This is a genomic window from Alteromonas sp. Mac1, assembly GCF_001562125.1.
GTDB lineage: Bacteria > Pseudomonadota > Gammaproteobacteria > Enterobacterales > Alteromonadaceae > Alteromonas > Alteromonas stellipolaris.
Genome location: NZ_CP013932.1, coordinates 2,541,416 through 2,565,554 on the forward strand (window position 1 = coordinate 2,541,416; position 24,139 = coordinate 2,565,554).

A 24,139-nucleotide genomic window follows, 5' to 3' on the forward strand; every position below is an offset into this window, starting at 1 on the left:
AAATGCATCTTTTGAAAGCAAAATATAAAGAAATCATTTAACCGCAAGCTAGTTATGTTATACTGCGCCTTCACACTCGGGGCTGATTAGGATTCGACAGGATCTTGGAAGCCGGAGGTGCATGCAGAGGTGCGGCTGGCCTCTTAAAAAAGCCGCATACAAATAGTCGCAAACGACGAAAACTACGCACTAGCCGCTTAATAACCGGTATAGGCCCTTCCACCACAGCTTTGTTTGCTAGCGTGGATTCGGAAGGTCATCCAAGCAAACTAGCGAGGGAAACTCTCCTGAGGTTGAACCGCGAAATAGTATCGGGACAGCTACCAAGAACCCTGTTTGTCGGGGTCTAAAGTAGTTAAAGAAAAGACAAACTAAGCATGTAGTACCAAAGGTAGACATTTTCTGGACGCGGGTTCAAATCCCGCCAGCTCCACCAATTCCAGATGCGGTCTAGAACCTTCTAGACCGCTCTATCCCTCTAATAACGCTGCTTCCAGCGAACCATCACTTTCTACTCATTCGGTCTTTCAGGGTCTAAATAGGGCTCAAAATTGTCGTGAATCTGTACTCGACTGTCGCGAGACTGTCACCTGCCCTAATGAATTAACAAATGGTATTGGTACTCGCGAATGTCACCTTTTTCGTAAAAAGATATTCGATTTCATATCCCCACTTGCTTATGACGCTGCGCATAAGTACCTCAAGCTTTCTAAACAACAAGACTATGTACAAGCCAATCGCTTTCTTTCTAGACTAAATAAACATCTTCACTTAGCAGATCTAAACCTAACGTCTGACATCAAAGAACTCAAAGCCTTTGCTAAATCGAAAGCTATGGAATGCTTGCGCGATACCGCCGATTTAAGTGAAGCCCACGCACTCTGCCTATGCAAAGCCAAACTACTTAAATACAACATCAGCCTTCCTGACGACATTTCAGCTACTGAGGCCATTGTTCAAGCGCGTTCAGAGAAATTTTGGTTCAACAAGCTGAAACGAATTGCCAGCCAAAAAGTAGAAGAAATACGTCGACAGTTAGATTTAGTGAATCAGAAAAAAAGTGCTTATTGCAGTAGTGACCGATTGCGCCAATTTAAGTGGGAAAAAGAGCAAGCCCTTGAATTTATGAAATCTAAATGGTTCTGCAGTGCTGACGGTGAGTTTATTTCTATGCTGGATGCTTATCAGGCAAACGTATCTAATCCTGAAGTAAGAAGAGCCGAATTGATGGTTCGAATAAAGGGAACGGAAGAGTATTCCAAACTGCTAAACCATGTGGGGTGCTTTTATACCATCACCACACCATCCAAGTTCCATTCACACTACCAATCGGGTAAGCCGAACCCTAAATATTTAAATTATTCTGTTAAAGATGCTAATGAGTATCTTAATGCCCAATGGCGCAAAGCCAGAGCACAATTCCATCGCGAAGGAATAGAAGTGTTCGGCTTGCGTGTTGTTGAGCCACACCATGACGGCACACCACATTGGCATTTATTGCTATTCACACCGCCAGAACAGTTAGCACGTGTAACAAGTATTTTAAGGCATTATGCAATGGAAGATGATGCCGACGAATCCGGCGCGGACAAAAATAGATTCAAAGCAGAGCCAATAGATCCTGAAAAAGGTTCAGCGCAAGACTATATCGCTAAATACATTTGTAAAAATATTGATGGTGAATTTCTAGATACCGACAACTACGGCAACGATGCGAAACAGTCTGCATCAAAAATCACTGCTTGGGCATCACTATATAATATAAGGCAGTTTCAATTTTTAGGGCTGCCTTCGGTTACGTTATGGCGACAGTTAAGAAAGTTAGAATTAGAAAGTAGTGACACACCATTAGGAAAGCTTCAAAAAGCGGCAGATGAATCTGATTGGCTTTCTTACTTAATTATGATGGGTGGCGCAAACGTAAAGCGTATAGAACGCCCTTTCTCCCTCGAGTATGAAAATCAAATTAAAACGCAGTATCAACATTGTGAATTAAGCACCCTTTCAAAACACGCTTACAACCAAAAGCCAACACACATCCGTTTCACTGAAGGCACATACGCTATACCAGATAAAAACTGGCAGCTCTTTTCGTCACCCGCTGAACGAGTTGACAGCCCGCCCTCCCAACGGGAAGGACGGGCTGTCGACGAAGGCTCAGGGGGTAGCCGAAGGCGACTGGGGATTTCCCGTGAGGGGAAAGCCCCAAAAGCCGAAGGCATCTTGGACTTGTGTAAATAACTGTACTGAACAAAACAAACTAGAGACAAATATGAAAATTGGTAGAAATGATAAATGCCCATGTGGGAGCAACAAGAAATACAAGCATTGCTGCGCTAATAAAAATGTTACTCAGGAAAGTAGTACTCCGCTCTCTATGTCAGAGCAACAATTCCTCGGTTACTCACGAGAACGCTTGCCCGATGAGTCTCCTTTTGATTTAGCTACAGATGGCCTCTGTTGTTTAGTAATGACATTAGATGCTGTTAAAGCCAATACGCTGAATGAAATGCATAACACTGACGCTTTTATTAGCGGCATGGTTATCGTTACTTCTGGTGAATGCTCGAATGTGCAAATGGCTGGACCGTTCGATTCATTAGATGAGGCTTTTGAATATGCACGTATCGAGCATGGCGCTATCAGATTCCAAAGCAAACCCGAGTTTATATAACCCACAACGCATTATTCATAATGATCTTTAAAAATACGGTCTTGTTTTTAACGAAGGAATTTTCCTTCCTTCGTTATATGGTCAAAAGCAAACACATGTTCTGACGGTGCTACCCTGCACTTTCCAACGAACCTATTATGAAACTCTCTGCTCTTTTCAATTAATAGGTCTTCCCCACAAACTGAGCATTTTGCTTCAATCGTGACTGCTTTCATGCATATAGGTGCTTTAGATTGGCCTGTCGCGTTAATCGTTAGTAGCTTATTTTTTGCTAATTTTTTAGACCAAAATGCAGGATATGTTGTTATCCCTTTATTAAGTAACTCGTGCAGCGTCATGAAAATGATACCTGCAACTATGCCAAAAATAACCACACATGTATTAATCGTCTTGCTGCCCCACTCTACCAATCCAATAAGCGTGTAGAGTGTTAGTACAATCGACGCCAGCAAACCTATTGCAACTAATATGAGCTTTCTTGGAGTTAGAATCAGATTGGAAAAAGGTTTAGCCCATGGCAATGCATCATCAATGTGTGTGACAACGTACCGCACCTTTAGGGCATTTGAATTTCCTGTACCAGTCGATTTCACAGAACCAGTGCGAATTCTCCACTTCGTAGGAATGCCACCTTTCGAGTTCACGCGATCTAGTCTAAGTGGGCTTAAATTTTTTTCTGTAAGTAATGCGTTTAATGAAGATGTTTGAGCAAAAAGCTTTGTGAGTTTTTCTTCATGGCCTTTCATCCAGCGCCTAGCTTTCTCTGAATCTTCTTGCCCAGTCATAGACTTATATATTTCTGCAGCAGTAAAGTAAAAATGGGATTCGTCAGCCGCATTTTGTCGAATCAATAGATGAGTTTGTTCTATTAGAAAAGCCCCAATTTCTTCACCAACTATATTCGGGAGGTGAACACTCAAAAACTGAATCGCTACGTCTAACGATTTCTCTAAATCTTCAACATCCTGTTTTTCAACAACTTCCATATTTTCACAACCCGTATATAACCCGTATGCCCCCTGTTTTAGCAGACCAATCAAGACCAATCTAGTACTTCGTCTATACGGGAGTACAAATTTATGAGCGGATTAGTAACAACAGAGAAGCTTTCTGAAATGACAGGATATTCAAAAGAAGCAATTCGAATGAAGGTGAAAAAAGGTGTTTGGATAAAACAAAAACACTACTTAAAAGCACCTGACGGCAGGTTAATTTTTATCGTTGAAATGATTTACCAGTGGATGAGAGGAGAATAATAAAATGAGTGTTAAAGAAGTAAATGGTGGGTATGTTATCGACTTCACGCTAAACCATGAGCGATATAGAGAAACAATACCTGCACCACATAATAAAAACGCCGCGAAAAGAATTGAGGAACAGGAAGCCATCTACAAAATGGCAATTTCGCTAAACGACAAGGCTATTGCTAGTCGTTTTCCAAACAGTAAAATAATACAAAAAGCTTTTGATACAGGCTGCAATTACACTATCCACGATTATTCAAATATTTGGTTTAAGCAGAAACAGCGTAACTGGTCTCATACAACCATTCGAGGTTACAGTCAAAAATATAACTCATATATTAAGCCAAATTGGGGGCACCTTTTATTGACGGATTTTAAGGCCAGTATGTTTGATGAGTGGGCTTCCGAAAGTAACTTATCTGGTAAATCAATAAATGAAACTAGAAATGTATTAAACCAGATATTTAAGAGAGCGTTTTACGACGGTGTAATAGACACAAATCCAATATCGCGGATTGAGAGGTATAAACAGCTTCAAATTGAGCCAAAGCCTTTCACCATTCCCGAAATTGACGAAATTCTTAATGCCTTGCCGAGTCCCTACTCTGAGTTTTTTCAGTTTGCCTTTTTCACAGGAATGAGAACTGGCGAACTCTTAGGCCTTAGGTGGGAGGATGTTGATCTAACAAAGAAATTAGCACATATCCGTGTTAATCTAACTGGAGGTAGGGAAAAAATCCCTAAGACAAACTTCAGTATTCGTACCGTCGAGCTTCATGACAAAGCTGTTCAGTCGTTGGAAATGATAAGGGTGTCAAAATACTTTAAACGTGGGAGAGTTTTTATCGATCCTAAAACTATGCGTGAATATACACACGCAGATGGTTTAAGAAAGTATATTTGGAAGCCTACATTAGAAAAATTGAAGATTGAGTACCGATATCCTTATCAATGCCGTCATACATATGCCTCGCAAATGTTATCTAGTGGCAAAAACCCAATGTGGGTAGCTAAGCAAATGGGGCATGCAGATTGGGGGATGATAAGAAAAACTTATGGAAGATGGATCTCATAGACTTGCAAGGAGCCGCTAAATATGAAAGCTTCAATAATAATAAACCCTCGAGCTGAAATAGTTGATATTGAGCTTTCCAGAAACTTCAAATTTATTTCTAAGGATCCTGTCGCCTTACATGGCGTATTAATAACATTATCTGACATTAGCTACTGTGCTAATGTTGTAAAAATTCCAATTCATGTGGACATGTCGAAAGTAGAACATATAAATGCTCAAGCAGCTATATTACTCTTTTCGCACATAACTTCTGCTCAGCTTGTAAACAGGAAAAGTGATTTCGTCAAAATTACTTTGCCTTCAGATTTAAAAACTCGCAAGCTAGTTAGAAATAGTGGTCTTTGGGAAGCTATACGGAATGGCACTGATCGTAAACTTGATAAAAATTGGTTGACAGTAAACAACTTCCAGAGTGGATACGATCCTGACAAGCACCTTGAATCTACGCTAGAATTAATAGAACAGAAATGGGGAAGTCTGCCCCGACATTTAGGTAGTGCGATAAACGAGGCGATGTTGAATATCAAACAGCATGCATATTCTATAAACCCTCCAGATGCAATAAAAAGATGGTGGCAATATATTTATATCAAAAATAATGAGTTACACTTTCTGATTTTCGATAAAGGCCTTGGTATACCGGATAGTTTCAGGCTCCAAAGACAACAGTTAAAGACCCCAGATGAAGATATAATTGCATATGCTATGAAGAGATGGGTTACTTCCACAAATGTCAATGGACGAGGTAACGGTTCCATGAATATAAAAAGACCTGTCAGCGATATAGAAAAAGACACACTACTTATTTATAGTCATAATGGAGGGTATGAGTATCATACTGACGGTAAAGTTAGATGTTTCAAACTTCCCGTGAAACTAGCGGGCACTTTGTTGGCATGGAAAATAGGTATACAACATGATTGAAATTAGTGTTGCAAAAGACTTTTCTATTAAGCCTTTCGGAAGATATCTCTCTGATGGAAAATGGAGTGGTGAAAGATTTCGTAAAGACATATTATATCCCGCTTTCAAATTAAATCCTGGTGAGAATATAATAGTTAGTTTAAATAATATTCCAAGAGGCTTTGGTTCTTCTTTCCTAGAAGAAGCGTTTGGCGGCCTCGTCAGAGATGGCATTCCGAAAGAAACTTTGGAGAAAAATTTAGTAATTTTAAGTGATGAAGAAGATTATATAATTGAGATAAAGGAGTATATTGAAAAGGCATGATTTCATGGTTAAACAGCAATCCTTCTGTTATTTCTTTCATTACCTTATCCATTATTTTCATCGGCTGGAGTGTGGTTTTTCAAAACTCCAAACGAATTACTGATAGAAATGAGACTTATAACATCCTGCGCTCCTTGATAGATAAGCTTGAGAAGATTGTTAATGAAGGAACAAATTTTTGGCTAAACCCAAGTTCAAATAATTTAGAAAACATAGCCCAAACGAAAGTATTCCTCAATTATATTGCTCACATAAAGTCCGACTTAAAGTTATTAGAATTGCGTAAAATTACGATAATTAAAAATAAAAACTTAGTAATCATTAGGAGTTCTTTAACTCTAAATGCGGAATCTGCAAATAACCTTGATTTAGAAGAGCGTAGTGAAAAGATTGAGGACTTAGCCGAAGCAATAGAAAGCCTTAAAATGGAATGTTATTCAAAATATATGAAACTGTATCCTCTAACTGACAAATAATGTAACTGGTTGATTTAATGTATATAACTACGGGTTCAAATCCCGCCAGCTCCACCAATTCGCAAAAAGCCCCTTTTTAGGGGCTTTTTGCTATCTAGCCCACTATGTTCAAATTAGCCTCTACGGCGTTGAGCTAAGCTTTATCAAACCATCACCTTAGGCTCTAGACAAGGATCGGACATTTAACGCTCCCTTTAGCCGCAGATGGTATCTGGCAGCTTTTTATTATTGTTTGAGTGATAGCGAGTAACGCAGGAATCTTGTTATACCTGCTTTCATGGTGGAAGTGCTTGTTATATTTTTACAGGGATTTCCCAAGTTCTTTTTATATTTTGCATTGATTCAACAAACTCGAAACTAGCCTCCCAAAAATATTTATTTTCTGAGAAGAACCCTTTGTTTGTCGGCATCTTGTCGTGCGGGATAGTGAAACTAAACTCCAAGATGGTTGTGTCGTCTACATGATTAATCTTTGTTGTTGTATTTGACTCCCAAACTTTGTCGTTTCGGCTCCCATCGCCAACCGTTTTTCTGCGCCGCCATAGAGTGATTGTTATTTCTTTAACACTATTAAAGTTTGGCTTACCAATTTCAATAGAACCTTTAAACTCCTCACCAATTGCGCAGAATGATGGCGTTAACGTTAATGGAGTTTTGCCCAACTTATAAAATTTTCGCTTTTGATAAGTTCCTATCGTCAATAAGAGAATAGAGAACGAGATAAAAAAGCCAGAAAATAAGTATGTAGCAGGTGGGTTTGTGTCAGTTGACATGCAAAGAAGGGTAATTGCAGGCAGCAATAGAACGATACCGAAAATTTGAATAAAAATGCCATCCGTGCTCTCTTGACTGCGTATAACTCTATTAATTGCATCCACAAATATTACTCCTTCATAAATAGCCATCGCCAAAATCGATGATAATGCTTCGCTGCGAAGCGAAACCGAGCCAGGCGCTGCGCCTTATTATTTAAACAACTAATAACAACTCAATTAACATTTCCCATCGTACGACGAACAACCATATTATCAAGATGAAATGCCGAACTAATTTTTAACAGGTTAAATATCGCACTAACAGACTAGTACTTGGCTTATTCGATTAAGAAGCTAAATTTCTGAAGCTTTACATCCAAAAATTTGTCGCACAAAAATCATTCAAACGAATCAAAATTTAACCAACCGCTTATTTAACACCCAATGAATTTTCAATTTTCTACCAAAAATGTCGCACATAAGAAAAACCTACTATTTAAATAAAAATCAACAATAAGTTAATAGTTCCAAAAGGGTTATTCATTTCATCGTAAAAAATTGATCTCGCCTACTCATGCTCATTAGAATGCGCGCCCTCTTAGACAAAAGTATTAATTTGCACATAAATTAACCTTTTAAGGCTTGCCTAAAATTTGGCCTTATTTGATAACAAGTACGAAAATTTAATTTACCAGGAACACACATGAAAAATATTGCAACTGCTGTTCGGTTAGCACTGGCTGGAAGCGTCGCGTTGACCTCCGGCAACGTATTGGCGCAAGACTCTGCGACCAGTGGCGCCGATGTCGAAAAAATTCAAGTTACAGGTTCACGTATTTCTCGTCAGGGCGCAATTGCACCTTCGCCGGTTACCGCTATTTCTGGCGAATCACTGCTTAACTCAGGTGCGATGAACATTGGTGAGGTGCTTAATGAACTGCCCTCTCTAGCTAACACGTATTCGCTTGGTAACTCAGGGCAATTTATTGGTACTGCGGGCCTAAACATTTTAGATCTCCGCGGTATGGGTACAGACCGCACACTGGTATTGGTTGACGGTAAACGCCACGTATCCTCATCAGCAGGCACAGCCGCAGTTGATACGAACACGATCCCAACTTCATGGATTGAGCGTGTTGAAATTGTAACGGGTGGTGCATCTGCTGTTTACGGTGCCGACGCGGTTACCGGTGTAGTTAACTTCATTCTTAAAAAGAATATTGAAGGGTTCGACATTAGCGCAACCCAAGGTTTTGCGCAGGAAAACGGCTATAAAAACGATAAATATCAGGCGTCTTACGGTTTCAACTTCGACAACGACCGCGGTAACATCGCTTTTGCAGCTGAATATAGCTCGCAAGAATCGTTAGATGCTCTAGATAACCCGTGGACTGCCACGTCTTATCGTAACATGAGTTTTGAAAGCATCATGGGTTACGAGCGCAGTGAAGACCAGCTAGATTCAACCGCATACCCTGATGATATCTACACGGCTAACGCCGGTTACTACGTATTAAATAACGCAGGTGTGTTCGGTGGTGGAACTCAAACTTTTAACGCTGACGGCTCACTTAAAGACATTTATACTGGCAATCAAGTAGACGGCGTTTTCTGCGCTAACTGCGACTTTTTCAACCTTCGCCAGTTCACGCAACTACAGCCTGAGTTTGACCGTACTAACCTAAATGTTAAAGGTAACTACAAACTAAACGACGACACCACCGTTTACGCGCAAGCTAAATACGCCCGTACTCGCGCCATTTCTATGGGCCAGCCTGCTTTCTTCTTCTATAGCGATGAAACGACTATCTCTCGAAACAACGCATTTCTAGACGACAGCGTTGCTGAGTACATGGACGCAAACGGCCTTGATACTATTCAGCTTAACCGCATGATGACCGATTTAGGCCGTCGTACTGAAGCAGACGAGCGTGAAACTTATCGCTATGTACTTGGTGTAGAAGGCTACATCAACGATGAATGGAACTACGAAGCGTTTGTAAACTACGGCAAAACAGAACTAGAGCGTGAAAATCGCAATAACCTTATTTTGCAAAACTTCTATAATGCGATAGACGCAATTGAAGATGACAATGGCAATATTGTTTGTGCATCAGGCAGTGCTGATGGCTGTGTTCCGCTTAACATTATGGGTTACGGCCAGCCTTCACAAGAAGCTATTAATTATGTGAATACCACATCGGTGGGTAACAGCACAATTGAACAGTACAACGCTGGCGCGACGATTGCTAACTCTGGTATTTATGAGTTACCCGCGGGCTACGTAGGTTTTGCCGCAGGTGTAGAATATCGCAAAGAGAAAAGCGAAATTGAAGAGCCTAATAATGCGGTTGGCACTTTCTTCAATGTTCTTGGCGAAGATAAAGGTGAGTATGACGTATCTGAAGTATTTACAGAACTTACTATACCGCTACTTGAAGGTCTTCCAGGCGTAGATATGCTGACGTTCGACACGGCCGCGCGTATTGCTAACTATTCGTCTATTGGTAATGCAAAGAGCTGGAAGCTTGGTCTAGATTGGCAGGTATTCGAAGATTTACGTGTAAGAGCAACTAAATCATCAGCCCTTCGCGCACCAAATATTAGCGAACTATACGGCGAAGCTAGCCAAACGTTCTTCAACGTTGACGACCCATGCCGTACAGACAACCTAGATAACCTTGCTAACGCCGACCAGCGTATCGCAAACTGCAATGCATTAGGCGTTCCAGCAGATTTCAACTCTGAGTATGATTCAGCCACGTTGGAAGGTGTAAATGGTGGTAACATTGACCTTCAAGCAGAGCAATCTATCTCTAAAACACTAGGTTTGGTTTACACACCTGGTTGGTTCAAAGGCTTTACTGCTACTGTCGACTATTGGGAAATTGAACTTACCGACGCGATTACCAGCATAGATGGTCAAACGATTCTTGATCGTTGCGTAGACTCTGAAACAGGTATCGATAACCCTTATTGCGGCCTTATCGACCGTGATTCAGTAACAGGTGAAATCACACAAATTCGCAGTTATGCGTTGAACATTGCAGGCCAAGAAGCAAAGGGTGTAGATTTCGAACTAGGCTACGACTTTGATGCGCTAGAAGGTGCCTTTCGTACTAGCCTGATCGCAACCTACCTTAAAGATCGCAAAGAGTTCCCATTCCAAGATAACCCAGACCTATTTTACCAATACGCGGGCACTGCCGGTGAGTCTGATTGGCAAGGTGTATTTACGCTTAATTACAGCCGCGGTGACTGGGAAGCAAGTTGGAAAACTCGCTACATTGAACGTGCGAGCCTTTACGACAATCAAGAGTTAGCGCTCAACCCTAACCCGAGTAATCGTATGGAACTGCCATCATATGCAGTTACTGACGTGACCGCAGGTTACAACTTCGCAAACGGCGCGAGCCTAACCGTGGGTATTGATAACCTATTTAACCGTGCACTGCCTACAGGTACCACTGGTACTGGTTCAAACGATGCTACATACGACAACATCGGCCGCTTTGGTTATGTAACCGTAGCTTATAAAATGTAATTTTCTTTTTATAAGATAAAGACAAAAACCGGCGTTTCTTCGCCGGTTTTTTTATAGGTAACTCACGCAGCTTAGAATTTGGCCGATAAAACTAGGCAATCTGTGGCGCTAGCAATAGAAATGTAATGCTTTAGTAGCGTATAATCGCCGCATAATAAAAAGCCGTTATTCAATTTTGCTGCCTGTTTTCGTTTTGTTTACTAGGCCGCTTTGATTCAAAACATCCCTACTACACCAAATTTTTATCAAGTTGCCATATTGAAGGTTAGCGTAGATTCGCTACCTATTTATATTGCACAATTTCTCAAAACGTATTTGTTATTGATGGGCCTGCATACTTCACATAATTGGTCGCCATCAAATCTATAAGGTATTTATGTCTGCATCACCTTCAAACCGAAGCACTGTAATTTGGCCTATGTTAGTGATGGCCCTTGGCACATTTGTTTTAGGGCTAACAGAGTTTTCATCTATGTCGATGTTGCCTCTTATCGCTGAGACTTATGCTGTCACTCCATCAATGGCCGGCAATGTAATAAGCGGCTATGCCATTGGTGTGGTCATTGGGGCACCTTCGTTTATGTTACTCACCAATAAAACTAACCGTCGCACTGCATTAATTATCTTTGCAGCAATGATGTGTATAGCTAATGGCTTAAGTGCTATCGCTTCAAGCTTGCCAGAGTTAGTGTTTTATCGCGTATTATCTGGATTACCCCACGGCGCTTATTTCGGCACCGCGTTGTTAATTGCCGCTAGTATGGCGCCTACTGGAAAGCGCGCCAGCTATATGTCGATGGTATTTGCTGGCTTAACTATTGCCACAATCGTTGGTGTGCCCATGGCTACCTTGATTGGGCAGAATATGAGTTGGCGCGTGTGTATGGCTATAGTGGCGGTGCTTGCGCTCATCACCATTGCGCTTATTTATCTGTTCGTACCTAGTAGCCCGGTGACCACTCCAACGAACTTACGAGAGGAGTTTGGCGTACTTAAGAACAAACTTGTATGGTCAATTTCAGGCATCATATTCGTGGGTTTTGGTGGCGTTTTTTGTATTTATACTTACCTTGCCGATACCATATTAAACGTGACTCACTCACCAGAAGTAACTATTTCGGTAGCCATGATGATGTTCGGTATTGGTACCACTATCGGAAACTGGTTTATTAGTAAACTTGCTGATAAATCCCCTCTTCGAACCACAGGTATAGCATTACTATGTAGTGTTGGCGTAGCTGTTATGTATGTATTTGCGGCGAGCAATATTTGGTGGCTATACCTTACCGTATTCCTACTAGGCGCAAGCGTTGGCTTAGCCGCTGTTATTCAGTCGATGTTGTTAGATGTTTCACCCACGGGACATGCAATGATAGGCGCCCTAGTGCAATGCGCGTTTAATACGGCAAATGCCATTGGCCCTATGTTAGGCGGTGCTATGTTGGCATCTGGCGCTAGTTTCAACGAAACCGGCTACGCATCGGCAATGCTGTTCTTTGGTGGTTTTATCATGTGGGCGCTTAGTTATTTACAACTGCGTAATCGCAATCCTGCCCTTGCTACTAGTTAAAAGACAAAGGGAGCAGAGTACATTTGTTTTATTAATGTACTCTGCTACTACTTCTACTATCTTCTATTAACTTTGTAGTACACAAAGCCATAATCTACACAACAACACATTCCCACCTCAAAGTTTGTTATTTTCTGCTTAATTCACTTCTAAAAACCTTAAATTGGGTTGAACTAATAATTATTCTTCAAAATACAGCAAACGCTTAAAAAATGAAAAATTTGCAAACTGCAAAAATGCTAACACCGGCAACATTGTTAACAGTTGTATGTACAATGTTTATATTGTAATGTCACAAATTAAACATATTATTAACAATGAGCAGAGGTAATTATGAAATATCTATCAATATTACTCGCAGGAATAATCACAAGCACGGTAGCACATTGCGAAGATTGGGATAATATTCCACTTCCAACTTCTCCTGGTGGTGGCAAAGTTTGGCAACTTCAAACCCAATATTCCGACTCTTTTAATTACATTGGAAAACCAAGCGATTTTACCGATAAATGGAACGACAGCTATTTTAATAACTGGACAGGACCAGGTTTAACCTACTGGTCAAGTAATGAATCTTGGGTTGCTAATGGCAACCTAATTATCAGTGCCTCACGCAGACAAGGCACAAACCAGGTCAACGCTGGTGTTATTACTTCTAAAACCAAAGTTAAATTTCCAATTTATTTAGAGGCAAGAATAAAAGTTAGCAATTTGGAACTCTCCTCAAATTTTTGGTTATTAAGTCAAAACGATGAACGAGAAATAGACATTCTAGAGGTATACGGCGGTGCTGCAGACACCTGGTTTGCCAAAAACATGTCAACCAACTTTCATGTTTTCTTGCGGGACGAACAAACCAACCAAATTATTAGCGACTTTAATGACCAAACCCATAACATACCCTCAACTGGCACCTATTGGCGCGATCAATTTCATCGCTTTGGGGCGTATTGGAAAAGCCCCACCGAAGTAACTTTCTATATCGACGGCCAGCAAACGCCAGATGGTTCGTGGGCACAGGTTGTTATGAAAGATAAAGATTACACTGGCGCAACTTTGGATAAATCGCAATACAACATGGATCAAGAAGCCTTCATTATTATCGATACCGAGGATCATGATTGGCGCTCTAACCAAGGCATAGTTGCTTCTGATGCTGAACTTGCAGATGGTTCCAAAAACAAAATGTATGTGGACTGGATCCGCGTTTATAAACCGGTTGACGGAGTGGTGACTGGCAACACAAACTTGCAAGCTAAACATTCTGGTCGCTGTATCGACGTTGCCCAAGGCGCTATGATTAATGGCAGTCAGTATCAGCAATGGACCTGTGATACCACAAACACAAACCAGAGCTTCAAATTTATTTCCGCTGGCAACAATGAGTATTTAATTCAATCAACGCAAAGTAATTTGTGTGTTGAACTGAAAGATAACAACTCGGCAAATGGCGCAAATATTCATCAATGGGTATGTAACAGTGCAAATGACAATCAAAAGTGGACGCTACACGATAAAGGAGATCAACACTTCGAGATCCGAAGTAAAGTCACAGGTAAGTGCATTGACGTGGCCGGAAAAGCAACTACTAACGGTGCAAACATAGTTCAGTGGAGCTGCTATAACGGCCAAAATCAGAGATTTAAATTTTTACAATAATAATGAGGTAAAGTTTAACAGCTGCCAATGAGTTAGAATAAAGGGGGTCAGAGTCTGCCCCCTTTATTTTAACTAAAACTGGCTCTCATCAACCAACTTAAGCCAAATGGGGTTGGTGTAGGCTTTGCGGCCTTCGTTATCTTCTACGATTAGCGCTACCCAGCCAGAAGCTTGTGGTACTTTAAAGCTAACGTAATCGTGATCTCCAGTTAGTTTTTTATCTTCAAGCACTACGCTGTTCACGGCACTTTGCTTATTGGTAGCGGTAGTTGTGGCTGTGCTATCACTACCAATCAACTGCACAGACTTAAGCCCATTTACCGCCACCAAATCGAAACTGATCGTCTGTGCTTGTGCCTTTGCAAGCTTCAATGTATTGCCAAACATGACGTTTTTTGGGTAAATCACAGGGCCAAAAGATACATAAGAATGACCATCTTTCGCGGCTTGCGCGAAGGCATTCGCATCAGGCTTACTGCCGGTATATACAAATAGCCTGTTTAATCCACTGGTTTGATTTAATACATCATGAGTATCTGAACCTGCAGTAAAGTAGTACGGTAATCCTTCATTCCAAAACTGATGCGCTTTGTTAACGGTTGGCTCATTATTTACTACCGCATTTAGTTCGAATAAATCAATGCTAGGGTTAAATCCCCCTGGCGCTGAGCCTTTATCCAAACTGCTTAAATAGCCATAAGGTATGTAGGGGTGATTTGAAGCAATTACAGTAGCCCCCATACGGCGAACATCTTCAATAATACTGTGTATATCATCTACGCCTGGATCAACCGTTAATTGCGCCCCACTATCTATGGGAAAAGCGTTAAAGTGGCCCCAAGAAGGCGACACTTCAATAGACGGTATAAAGGGTACATTGCGCGTATCGGCCAGTGTTTGAATGGTGTCGTTGTTTTTAGTGGAATCATGATCGCTAACAAACAGCACGTTTAAACCAGCCGCTAATTGAGAACGTACCAAATTTTTCGGGTTAGTTGACCCTTCTAACACATCGGCATGATGATGCAGGTCGCCTGCGTACCAACCGTGCTTCGTTGGATAGGTTTTAACATCAATAGCACTTGCTACGGTTGTTGTTTTATTTGCATCAACACTTGCCGCTATTATCGTACTTTTGGCATTAAAGCCCGCTCCATGTGAAACGCCTAATTCGTATTCCCCCGGCGCCAAACCAAATACGGCATTGCCGATATTATCAAGGTCAGTGAAAAAGGTTCGCGCCCCTAAATATTCGATGAGTGGTTGGTTGCCCTGCTCTATCGTAATTTTTGCATCTATGGGCTGCTGACTTTTCTCATCGGTAATATCAAGGCTTATTTTGCCGGGCGCGCGAAGCGCATCGAATGAAAGTGTTTGGGTCACGTTTTCTTCAACTGTAATCAGGCGCGTTTTACTGTCTGAATGTTGTTTGCCTGTAGCGTAAACTTCGTAATCTCCTACCGGCAGCGTGAATGCCACATTCTTGCCATCACCCATCGCCCACATATAAGGCACGCCATTTTGCGACACGACAATAGCGGCTTGTTCTACGGCTTGCCCTTCCTGAGTACTTATGTGTGCTTGAATTGTTCCGCTTTTTAACCCTTTACGTTTTATTTCGGCGCTAACAACGGCCGCTAAGTTACCGCGAGGCAATACCTGGTAATCACCCGAGAACGTCATACTTTGTGACGGGCTCAGTATATCTGCCGCGTATAAATCACGTGACTGGTTTTTAGTTTCACGCATATAAGGTGCGTGCAATGCAATCGCCCATTCTTCGTCGTAACCTACGAAACGGTCTGATAACCACCTATTTTCCAATGGTTTATCGATGGTGTGATTACGAGGAACAGCGAATTTATATCCGGAATCTGGCCATAAGGTATAGCCTGAAAGCAATGCTAAATCGCTATCGCCCTTATTGGTCATGGTGGTTTCAACACGAATAAGGTCTGAGCCCTCAAAAAGGCGGTAGGTAGTACTTATTTCAGTTTCGCCAAAGTCTCTTTTAATGTTAACCGCAGCTTCTTCAGCCGTGTCTTTGAGAATATCAATTTTGGTGTAAGTATTGGGCCAGCTAGACCAGTTATTTGGAATGAAATCGGCAAAAGCAACGCGGTCGTTACTTAAAGTGCCATCAGCTTTCACATTAGCAATATCAACTATACACCCTCTTGCTACGCCCCAAGGCGGCGCTGAATCTACTGCAATAGCAAATGCCAATTTATCGTTTTGAATGGTTAAATCTTGATTAGAAGTAGCATTTCCATGCGGAATTGCCGTTTTGCCTTTTGTGATACTAACCGAGGCATGACCTGCATGAGATAAAAGACTCCCCGATACCAGTAATGTGATGCCCAATAATGCAGGGTTAAGCGTCGAAAACTTCATAGAAACACCTTATATGGTAATAACAAGTCGCTTTTGTAAATTGAGTAAGTAGAAAAATAATAGATCTGAAGAGCGAAAACATGTGGTAGCAATTGAAAAAAAGCCGCAACCAGAATGTCTGATTGCGGCTTTGTCTATTGTATTACATAGCTCTAATTACGCAGTGCTAATTACATAGCAACACGAACATTGAAAGAAGCGATGCGAGGGGCACCAATCCATCCAGCGTTTGCGGCAATAGAACCAAGATAGTCTTCGTCAAACACATTGTTTACCGTAAAGCTTAGCTCTACGCTATCAATGCCGCCGCCAATATCGTAAGCCGTTTTACCTAGATACAGGTCACTAACAATGTAAGAGTCAGTTTCTTGTGTATTAGCTTGGTCTAAGAAACGCTCGCCTACATATTTTGTGCTAAAGCCAGCGTAGAAATCACCTTTAGTATAGTCAAAACTAACCACAGCCATGTCTTCTGGCGAGCCTATTACGGTGTTACCGCTAACGCCTTCGTCGGTGTAAGTAGAGTCGTTTTTAGTATAAGAAACATATATACCTAATGAATCGGTAATGCTGTAATCAATTGAGGCTTCAATACCGTCAGATTCAATACCACCGTCATTGATATAGCCGCCTGCAGCAGATTCTAAGAAGTCGATGCCATTTACATCTTCGTTGCTAACAAAGGTGATGCGGTTTTCAAATTCAATCGTGTAATACGTTAAGCTTGCATTAAAACCAGGTGTTGAGTAGCGTAAACCGAAATCGATATTGTCTGCAGTTTCGGGCTCTACAGTACTGATATCAGTATCGTCACGCTCTAATACAGCATCTTTAACCGCTGCAAAGTTCTCTGCATAACCACCGAAAAGCTCTAAACCGTTAACCGGTAGTGGTGCAACGAAACCAGCTGAAATAAGTACATCAGAATCAGACGATATGTCTAAGTTGTTTTCAGGTGTGAATTGGTCTTCTTTAGACACATCAACATTGAACTGTTTTGCACCTAAACGAATTTTAGCGAATCCTGCATCAAGTTCGTTTTCAACATAGTACATCAATGTTTCAACCGGAAACTCTCGGTCGTACTGAACCCAATAAGGGGTGTTCTCATAACGAGCGCTCGTTGAAGCATCGATAGTCTTGTGCCAATCGCGGTATTCGTCACGCTGATAATCTTCATACCAAAAACCACCTCGCACTACGTTGTCCATGTCGGCAATAGTTGTGTTCCATACGAAGTCACCGTTAATACCAATGCGCTTCTTATTATAATGTGTATGGCGATTAGAGCTTACTGCAATAGCGCCTTGCTCATAACAATTTGGATCAACTTCAGCGCCGCCGCCACCATAAGGTGAACTGATTGAACTAACACAGCCATCAATTGGCGATAACGCTTCACCAGCGCTGTTCACAAAGTAGATTAAACCTTGTGACGCACCGCCAAAAGCAGTAGTAGACGAATCTAATTCAGAGTTTGCATTACCTGCGCCGTCATCGGTTACATCAGCAATATAGTATGGGTTCCACTTACCCGTACCTTCGTTTTCGTGATAATAAACGTTAGTACTAAAATCGACACTTCCCACTGAAAAATCGGCTTTTAGATAGGTGAAGAAGTTCTCGCGCTCGGTAACCCATCCTCCACGATAAACCTGATCTTGATATGGAATGCCAGACCAACTTTCGGTTAATCCATCCCAATCAGGGTTTTGAGCATACTGTGCTAATCCGTAAACACGCTGATAAGTGAATTCTTGTGCATCGTCATAACTCACGTAGCCAGTAAGGTCTACTTCACCTACTGTGCTAATGATTTTACCTTCTAAATGATCACGGGTATTAGTCACTGACCCATCCATGTAATCATCATTTTGCTGAGTAGATAATGAAAGCCATGCAAACGTATCTGGTGCAATCTCACCCGTGTCATAACGAACGTAAATTTTACTGGCGTTGTATTCTGCAAACGTTGTACTTACTGTTAATTGCTCGTCCAGCGCAGGTCTAATGGTAGTGAAATCCATTGTTCCGCCAAGGGCTTCATTTGAGCGCGAACTAATATCAGCGGTACCTTGAGAAACGACAGTGCCACGTAAGTTTTCGGTATCAATATAGCGGCTGGCTTTAGTACCACCACCATAATTCGAGTTACCGTTGGCAATGCCATCTACGGTCATCCCGATTTGCTGAGAGTCTAGGTTAACCTGAAAACCACGAATTGAAATCGTAGTAGACCATTCATCAGAACCAAATGGGTCGCCTTCAGTGACCAATACACCTGGCAAATTGTCGATAAGCGCCAATGCGCTAGTCATCGGGGTCTGTTGCTTTTTCATTTCTGTTGACGTTGCACTATTAGCGTATGAAACATTACGCCCAGTCACTAATATTGATTCAACATCTTTGTCTTCTTCAGCGGCTTTAGCTTCAGCTTCTTGAGCAAGCGCATGCATTGATGTTAGTGACATCGCAGCAAGTACAGACAAAGTTATAAAACTTCGTTTTTTTGGCACATAAGTGTTCATAAAACTCCCGTTGAGTATTGTGTTTTATTTTCTGTTATTAGATAGATAGTGATGTTTTTATTTGAGGCTCTTACGGCCCTGAATCTATTTTTGTAAAATCGATTTCGTTGTCTTTAGGAGAACTATCGATATTTCTTACCGTTTTCGGCTTACGGTACAGCATGAAAAACGCGCAGCTGAAAAACAGGCCGATGACTAATGCACCTACCCACTGAATTTGTAAAAACTCTAACTTGAAAAGCAATGTCAGCAAGGAAAGCATGGCGACATTCATGGCAATATATTTCAATTTACCAAAGCGCTTTACCGTTAAATTGAGGTTGTCTGTATACAGGCGAATAAGCGAATCTAGGGAGTTAATAACAAATACAATTCCTACGAAGGCCATCGCAAAATTTTTCAAACCTGTAGTGGGTATACCTGCCTCGTGATATTGATAAATAACACTGAACCACACAGCAATAGGTATTGATGGAAATATCAGCATGGCGCCTAGCACTTGATAGGTGCGTAAGCCACCCACAAAACGCGAGGTAAACTGCCCAATCATGATGCTCCATGCGAACCACCAAAATAAATAAAACTCGTGGTAGTCGTTTAGCGGCAATACAAAGTGTTCTATATTTCCAAAGTAACTGCCTATCAGCTCTAAATTATGCGTAAAAGCAGCAATTTGACTGTCGCTCCCCAAGAACGCTCCAGCCCACATAAAGCCAATCAACGCGATAAACAACCATGTGGTAGAGATGCTCAATAACCGCACATATTTAATGTCGGTACTGGAATAAACCGCAAAGCAGATAGCCGCAAACACGATAAAATAAAAAGTAGGTATGATGGACTCGCCATCGCCGATAGCCGGTAAGTACCATGGCAAATTCGATAACAGTAAAAACGCCGTAAATGCACAAGTGCCTATAATCACTACGTTATTAATGAATTTAACCAAAGGTATTTCAAAAAACTTAACCTTGGGCTCTACCACGCAAAAATAAAAACAGGTAAGAAAGTAAAAGCCCCATATTAGAAAGCCCCAGTAACCAAACTCAATGGCAATTGGGTTAGTAAAAGCGTATTCAGGGTTCGCTGTTATGTTCTCATAACCACCGAACTCGGTAAGCGGAAACATGATTAGGCCAACGTCTAGGCCTGAGGTAAATAGGATAGCAATGAAGGTGAAAAGTCTTACCGGTGTTACACCAATACACTTCACATTTCCCCATTTCGCGAGAATAACCACAATGGCCAATAGGGTGAAAATGATCCCAGCATTAAGCCATAAGGTCATTACTACCTCCCCAAAACAAACGATAATGCTCCATCTTTCTTCCTGTTGTTATATTTTTCATACGTACCAAAAATGCATTTTTGGTACGTGTAAGCCGTTCAGGTTAAATGGTTGAATTGCGCTGAACCGTTTCCCAATTAGCAGATGTAGTAACGCTAACCGGTGAATGGGCTAACGCTGGCTTGCCAAGAATTAAATCTGCCGCTTTTTCGGCCACCATAATGGTAGGCGCGTTTAAGTTGCCGTTAGGTACTGTGGGAAAAATTGAAGAATCCACCACACGTAAGCGCTCAACACCATGAACTTGCGTCTTGGAATTCACTACCGCCATGGCATCTTCACCCATTTTGCACGAGCAAGACGGGTGATAAGCGCTTTCTACCGCTTGGCGCACAAAAGCGTCGATTTCTTCATCGGTTTGAACATGCTTACCAGGTTGAATTTCATCTTCTCGGTAATCGTCAAACGCACTTTGTTCAATAATTTCACGGGTTAAGCGCACGCAGGCACGAAAGCCTTCAATATCGTCTTGATGTTGCAAGTAATTGAACTGAATTTTAGGCGCATCAGTAGGGTTCGCCGTTTTAATAGTAACGGCGCCGCGACTTTTAGGTTTGTTATGACCCACATGCACTTGAAAACCATGGCCATCAAAGGCACTGCGCCCGTCGTAACGCATAGCCGCTGGTAAGAAGTGATATTGAATATCAGGCCATTCAACACCCGGCTTGGAGCGAATAAACGCACAAGACTCAAAGTGATTGGTAGCCCCTAACCCTTTGCGGGTAAACATCCAACGTGCACCAATAAGACCTTTTGAAATCAGCCCTAATTTACCATTAAGCGTAATGGGCTGTTTGCACTTGTATTGGAAGTAGAATTCTAAGTGATCTTGTAGGTTCTGCCCTACCCCTGGCAAATGGTGCTTAACGTCAACGCCTGCCGCTTTTAGAGTGTCGCTGTCGCCAATACCTGAAAGCTGTAATAGATGCGGCGAGCCAATAGAGCCAGCGCTTAGCACCACTTCTTTATTGGCTGTTACTGTAACGCTCTTACCGTTTACGCTGTACTGCACACCTACTGCTTTTTTGCCCTCAAGCAATACTTTTTCAGCCAGAGCACCAGTAACAAGCGTAAGATTTTTACGGGATTTAACTGGATCTAAATATTCGCGACTTGCCGAGCTACGCACGCCGTCTTTCACGGTCATGTGCATGGGGCCGAAGCCTTCTTGCTGAGCGGCGTTATAGTCAGCCGTTGCGGCATAACCCGCTTCTTGACCCGCTTCTATAAAGGCGGTGTATAAAGGGTTGGCCATTTCGTTGCCATTGTTAACCCCTAATGGGCCCATTCCACCACGATAATCATCTTTACCTAAATAAAAAGACTCGGCTTTTTGAAAATAAGGTAAACAAGCTTGGTAATTCCAGCCTTGTGCACCGTGTTCTTCCCATTCATCGAAATCTTTTGCATGGCCGCGAACGTACACCATACCGTTAATAGATGAAGACCCACCTAATACCTTACCTCGAGGGCAATGCATTTTACGGTTATCTAGAAACGGCTCTTCTTCAGTGTGAAACTGCCATGCATATTTGTCGCTATTCATGGGGATAGACAATGCCGTGGGCATTTTAATGAAAATGCTTTTATCACTGCCGCCGGTTTCTAGCAAAAGTACGCTATTGTTTGCGTCTTCTGATAGTCGGTTAGCTAACACACACCCCGCAGAGCCAGCACCTACTATGATGAAATCATATGACTGTATACTCATTAAAACGGGCTCTCTATGTCAGTCATGCCCACGTATACTGATTTGGTCTGTGTGTAGTGATCTAGCGTTTCAATACCATTTTCACGGCCAATGCCCGATTGCTTATAGCCGCCCACAGGCATTTCAGCCGGCGAATTACCATAGCTGTTTATCCAGCAAATACCCGCTTGAAGCTTATGGATAACACGGTGTGCTCGTTTAATATCTTTGGTAAACACACCCGCAGCCAAGCCTAAATGAGTATTGTTAGCACGCTGAATAACATCGGCTTCATCTTCAAACACCAATACACTCATGACTGGGCCAAAGATTTCTTCTTTAACAATAGTCATATCGTCTGTGCAATCGGTGAATACAGTAGGCGCTACAAAGTAGCCGTTTGGCGCAGATTCTGGGCTTAGTGTTGTGCCGCCTGTTAGCACAGTAGCGCCTTCTTCTACACCTTTGTTGATGTAGCTCATCACTAGGTCTTGATGATTTTTAGAAATAAGCGCGCCTAAATTTACGTTAGGATCGAGCGGATCGCCTGCAATTATGTTTTCTTCAGTACGGGTTTTAAGTTCGTCTATAAACGCTTGGTATACCGATTTATGTACGTACACTCGTGTGCAGTTTGTGCAAACTTCACCTTGGGTATAGAAGTTACCCAACATGGCTGCGCTAACCGCTTGCGATACGTCGGCGTCTTCAAACACCAACAATGGCGATTTACCGCCAAGTTCCATGGTTACGTCTTTTAACGAGCCTGCTGCGCTAGCCACTACCTTTTTGCCTGTACCGACTTCACCAGTAAAAGACACTTTTTCAATATCAGGGCTTTGAGTTAACCATTGGCCTACCTCTGCTGCACCTTGTACAACATTAAACACGCCCGCTGGTACGCCCGCTTCAAAGAAAATTTCAGCCAGTTTAATGGCTCCTAATGGTGTTTCTTCTGAAGGTTTAAATATTAATGCGTTGCCTGCCGCTAATGCAGGGCCAGATTTCCAGCACGCAATTTGTAATGGATAGTTCCACGCGCCAATACCTGCACAAATGCCAAGAGGCTCTTTGCGTGTGTAGTAGAAATCTTCGCCTACCATCTGCTGTTGCCCTACTTGTGTAGGAGCCAGGCCAGCAAAGTACTCAATGACATCAGCACCGGTAACAACATCAACACATTCGGCTTCTTGCCAAGGCTTACCGGTATCTAGCACTTCAATTTTAGCCAACTCATCATTACGTTCGCGAAGTAACGCTACTGCTTTTAATAGAATACGGCTGCGCTCTACCGGTGTCATAGCAGACCAAGTAGCAAAGCCTTCTTTTGCGCTTGCTATTGCCTCCTGTTGAACAGCTTCATCTGCCACTTCAACGTGATAAATAACTTCGTCGGTAGCGGGGTTTTTAACCGCAAATGTTTCGCCGCTTTCATTGGCAATGAATTGGCCATGAATAAAATTTTGATAAACCGGGGTTGTCACATTAAAACCTATTTTGATAACTGTCAGCAGATTAGAACTCGCTAACATTGTCCAATTTTCTTCGTCAGGCGTGCTTACTGCTTTACGCAGACCTGAGCGCTCGAATAACACACATACCGTTTGATTAACGTCTTGAATCCGTTATTTATGCTTAAAACGTTCACAGATAGCGTTTTCACCGCAGTCTACAAATACGTTGAACCCCTTATATAACTGCCGATCGAAACTTCAATTCAAGAAGCGGTTCTTTTCAGTATTGAAGACTAAAGAAGATATTCAACTCTATCTGAGTAATGTGTATTTTTTATTAATTGATCGTTCAATAAAAATAAATACTAAGGTAATAACACTAATAATTCAACGTTGACAAAGGCTGAATTTGCATAAAAATGATTTGAACTAAATCTAAGGAGCTTTGTTTGCGCCCAAAAGGAATGATTAAAATAAATACAATTAGCTGTTTTATT

The 24,139-nt window shown here is 41.8% G+C and carries 17 protein-coding genes, 1 other RNA gene and 1 pseudogene; 12 read left to right on the forward strand and 7 right to left on the reverse strand.

The window, feature by feature from the left end; all coding sequences use genetic code 11:
* The first annotated feature begins 78 nt into the window (after positions 1–78).
* The 4 genes and pseudogenes from ssrA to AV939_RS20280 all read left to right on the forward strand — a co-directional run bounded on the left by ssrA (position 79) and on the right by AV939_RS20280 (position 2,674).
* Positions 79–436: a transfer-messenger RNA gene (gene ssrA, locus AV939_RS10855) on the forward strand.
* Positions 437–843: 407 nt separating this feature from the next.
* Positions 844–2,241, forward strand: coding sequence for a replication endonuclease (locus AV939_RS10860; protein ID WP_197427673.1), 1,398 nt, complete (start codon positions 844–846; stop codon positions 2,239–2,241).
* Positions 2,242–2,272: 31 nt separating this feature from the next.
* Positions 2,273–2,338, forward strand: a pseudogene (locus tag AV939_RS20500) (SEC-C metal-binding domain-containing protein); the annotation flags it as partial.
* A gap of 39 nt (positions 2,339–2,377) precedes the next feature.
* A complete protein-coding gene (locus AV939_RS20280; protein ID WP_061997633.1) occupies positions 2,378–2,674 on the forward strand; it encodes a hypothetical protein in 297 nt (98 codons plus the stop codon).
* Between the two features lie 47 nt (positions 2,675–2,721).
* Here AV939_RS20280 and AV939_RS10870 read toward each other — a convergent pair whose 3' ends face one another.
* The gene (locus AV939_RS10870; RefSeq protein ID WP_061997634.1) at positions 2,722–3,660 is read right to left on the reverse strand and encodes a hypothetical protein; all 939 of its coding nucleotides are present in this window, start codon (positions 3,658–3,660) and stop codon (positions 2,722–2,724) included.
* A gap of 93 nt (positions 3,661–3,753) precedes the next feature.
* Here AV939_RS10870 and AV939_RS10875 point away from each other — a divergent pair, with 93 nt between their 5' ends.
* The 5 genes from AV939_RS10875 to AV939_RS10895 are packed head-to-tail and all read left to right on the forward strand — an operon-like array spanning position 3,754 to position 6,697.
* Positions 3,754–3,930 carry a hypothetical protein gene (locus tag AV939_RS10875; RefSeq protein WP_061997635.1) on the forward strand — a complete coding sequence of 59 codons (177 nt, stop codon included), beginning with the start codon at positions 3,754–3,756 and terminating at the stop codon, positions 3,928–3,930.
* Between the two features lie 4 nt (positions 3,931–3,934).
* On the forward strand, positions 3,935–4,993 hold the full coding sequence (locus tag AV939_RS10880) for a site-specific integrase (RefSeq protein WP_061997636.1): 1,059 nt from the start codon (positions 3,935–3,937) through the stop codon (positions 4,991–4,993).
* 21 nt (positions 4,994–5,014) lie between these two features.
* Positions 5,015–5,917, forward strand: coding sequence for a hypothetical protein (locus tag AV939_RS10885; protein ID WP_061997637.1), 903 nt, complete (start codon positions 5,015–5,017; stop codon positions 5,915–5,917).
* A complete protein-coding gene (locus AV939_RS10890) occupies positions 5,910–6,221 on the forward strand; it encodes an STAS-like domain-containing protein (RefSeq protein ID WP_061997638.1) in 312 nt (103 codons plus the stop codon). The genes AV939_RS10885 and AV939_RS10890 overlap by 8 nt, the downstream gene beginning before the upstream one ends.
* Positions 6,218–6,697: a hypothetical protein gene (locus tag AV939_RS10895; RefSeq protein WP_061997639.1), complete on the forward strand. Its 480-nt coding sequence runs from the start codon at positions 6,218–6,220 to the stop codon at positions 6,695–6,697. Before AV939_RS10890 ends, AV939_RS10895 begins: the two co-directional genes overlap by 4 nt.
* 293 nt (positions 6,698–6,990) lie before the next feature.
* On the opposite strand, the gene AV939_RS10900 is transcribed toward AV939_RS10895, so the two are convergent.
* Positions 6,991–7,575, reverse strand: coding sequence for a hypothetical protein (locus AV939_RS10900; protein WP_156454636.1), 585 nt, complete (start codon positions 7,573–7,575; stop codon positions 6,991–6,993).
* 580 nt (positions 7,576–8,155) lie between these two features.
* Here AV939_RS10900 and AV939_RS10905 point away from each other — a divergent pair.
* The 3 genes from AV939_RS10905 (at position 8,156) to AV939_RS10915 (ending at position 14,225) form a co-directional block, all read left to right on the forward strand.
* Positions 8,156–10,996, forward strand: a complete 2,841-nt coding sequence (locus AV939_RS10905) for a TonB-dependent receptor domain-containing protein (RefSeq protein WP_061997641.1) — start codon at positions 8,156–8,158, stop codon at positions 10,994–10,996.
* Between the two features lie 376 nt (positions 10,997–11,372).
* The gene (locus AV939_RS10910; RefSeq protein ID WP_061997642.1) at positions 11,373–12,566 is read left to right on the forward strand and encodes an MFS transporter; all 1,194 of its coding nucleotides are present in this window, start codon (positions 11,373–11,375) and stop codon (positions 12,564–12,566) included.
* 333 nt (positions 12,567–12,899) lie between these two features.
* Positions 12,900–14,225 carry an RICIN domain-containing protein gene (locus tag AV939_RS10915; RefSeq protein ID WP_057791544.1) on the forward strand — a complete coding sequence of 442 codons (1,326 nt, stop codon included), beginning with the start codon at positions 12,900–12,902 and terminating at the stop codon, positions 14,223–14,225.
* A 72-nt stretch (positions 14,226–14,297) separates the two neighbouring features.
* Here the strand turns inward: AV939_RS10915 and AV939_RS10920 are convergent, their stop codons facing one another.
* The 5 genes from AV939_RS10920 to betB all read right to left on the reverse strand — a co-directional run bounded on the left by AV939_RS10920 (position 14,298) and on the right by betB (position 23,672).
* Complete coding sequence (locus AV939_RS10920; RefSeq protein ID WP_061997643.1) at positions 14,298–16,619, reverse strand: CehA/McbA family metallohydrolase; 2,322 nt, start codon at positions 16,617–16,619, stop codon at positions 14,298–14,300.
* Between the two features lie 170 nt (positions 16,620–16,789).
* Positions 16,790–19,147, reverse strand: a complete 2,358-nt coding sequence (locus tag AV939_RS10925) for a TonB-dependent receptor (RefSeq protein WP_061997644.1) — start codon at positions 19,145–19,147, stop codon at positions 16,790–16,792.
* A 70-nt stretch (positions 19,148–19,217) separates the two neighbouring features.
* A complete protein-coding gene (locus tag AV939_RS10930; RefSeq protein ID WP_057791538.1) occupies positions 19,218–20,435 on the reverse strand; it encodes a BCCT family transporter in 1,218 nt (405 codons plus the stop codon).
* Between the two features lie 103 nt (positions 20,436–20,538).
* Positions 20,539–22,209 carry a choline dehydrogenase gene (gene betA, locus AV939_RS10935; RefSeq protein WP_057791536.1) on the reverse strand — a complete coding sequence of 557 codons (1,671 nt, stop codon included), beginning with the start codon at positions 22,207–22,209 and terminating at the stop codon, positions 20,539–20,541.
* A complete protein-coding gene (gene betB, locus AV939_RS10940; RefSeq protein WP_061998196.1) occupies positions 22,209–23,672 on the reverse strand; it encodes a betaine-aldehyde dehydrogenase in 1,464 nt (487 codons plus the stop codon). The genes betA and betB overlap by 1 nt, the downstream gene beginning before the upstream one ends.
* Positions 23,673–24,139 lie beyond the last annotated feature (467 nt).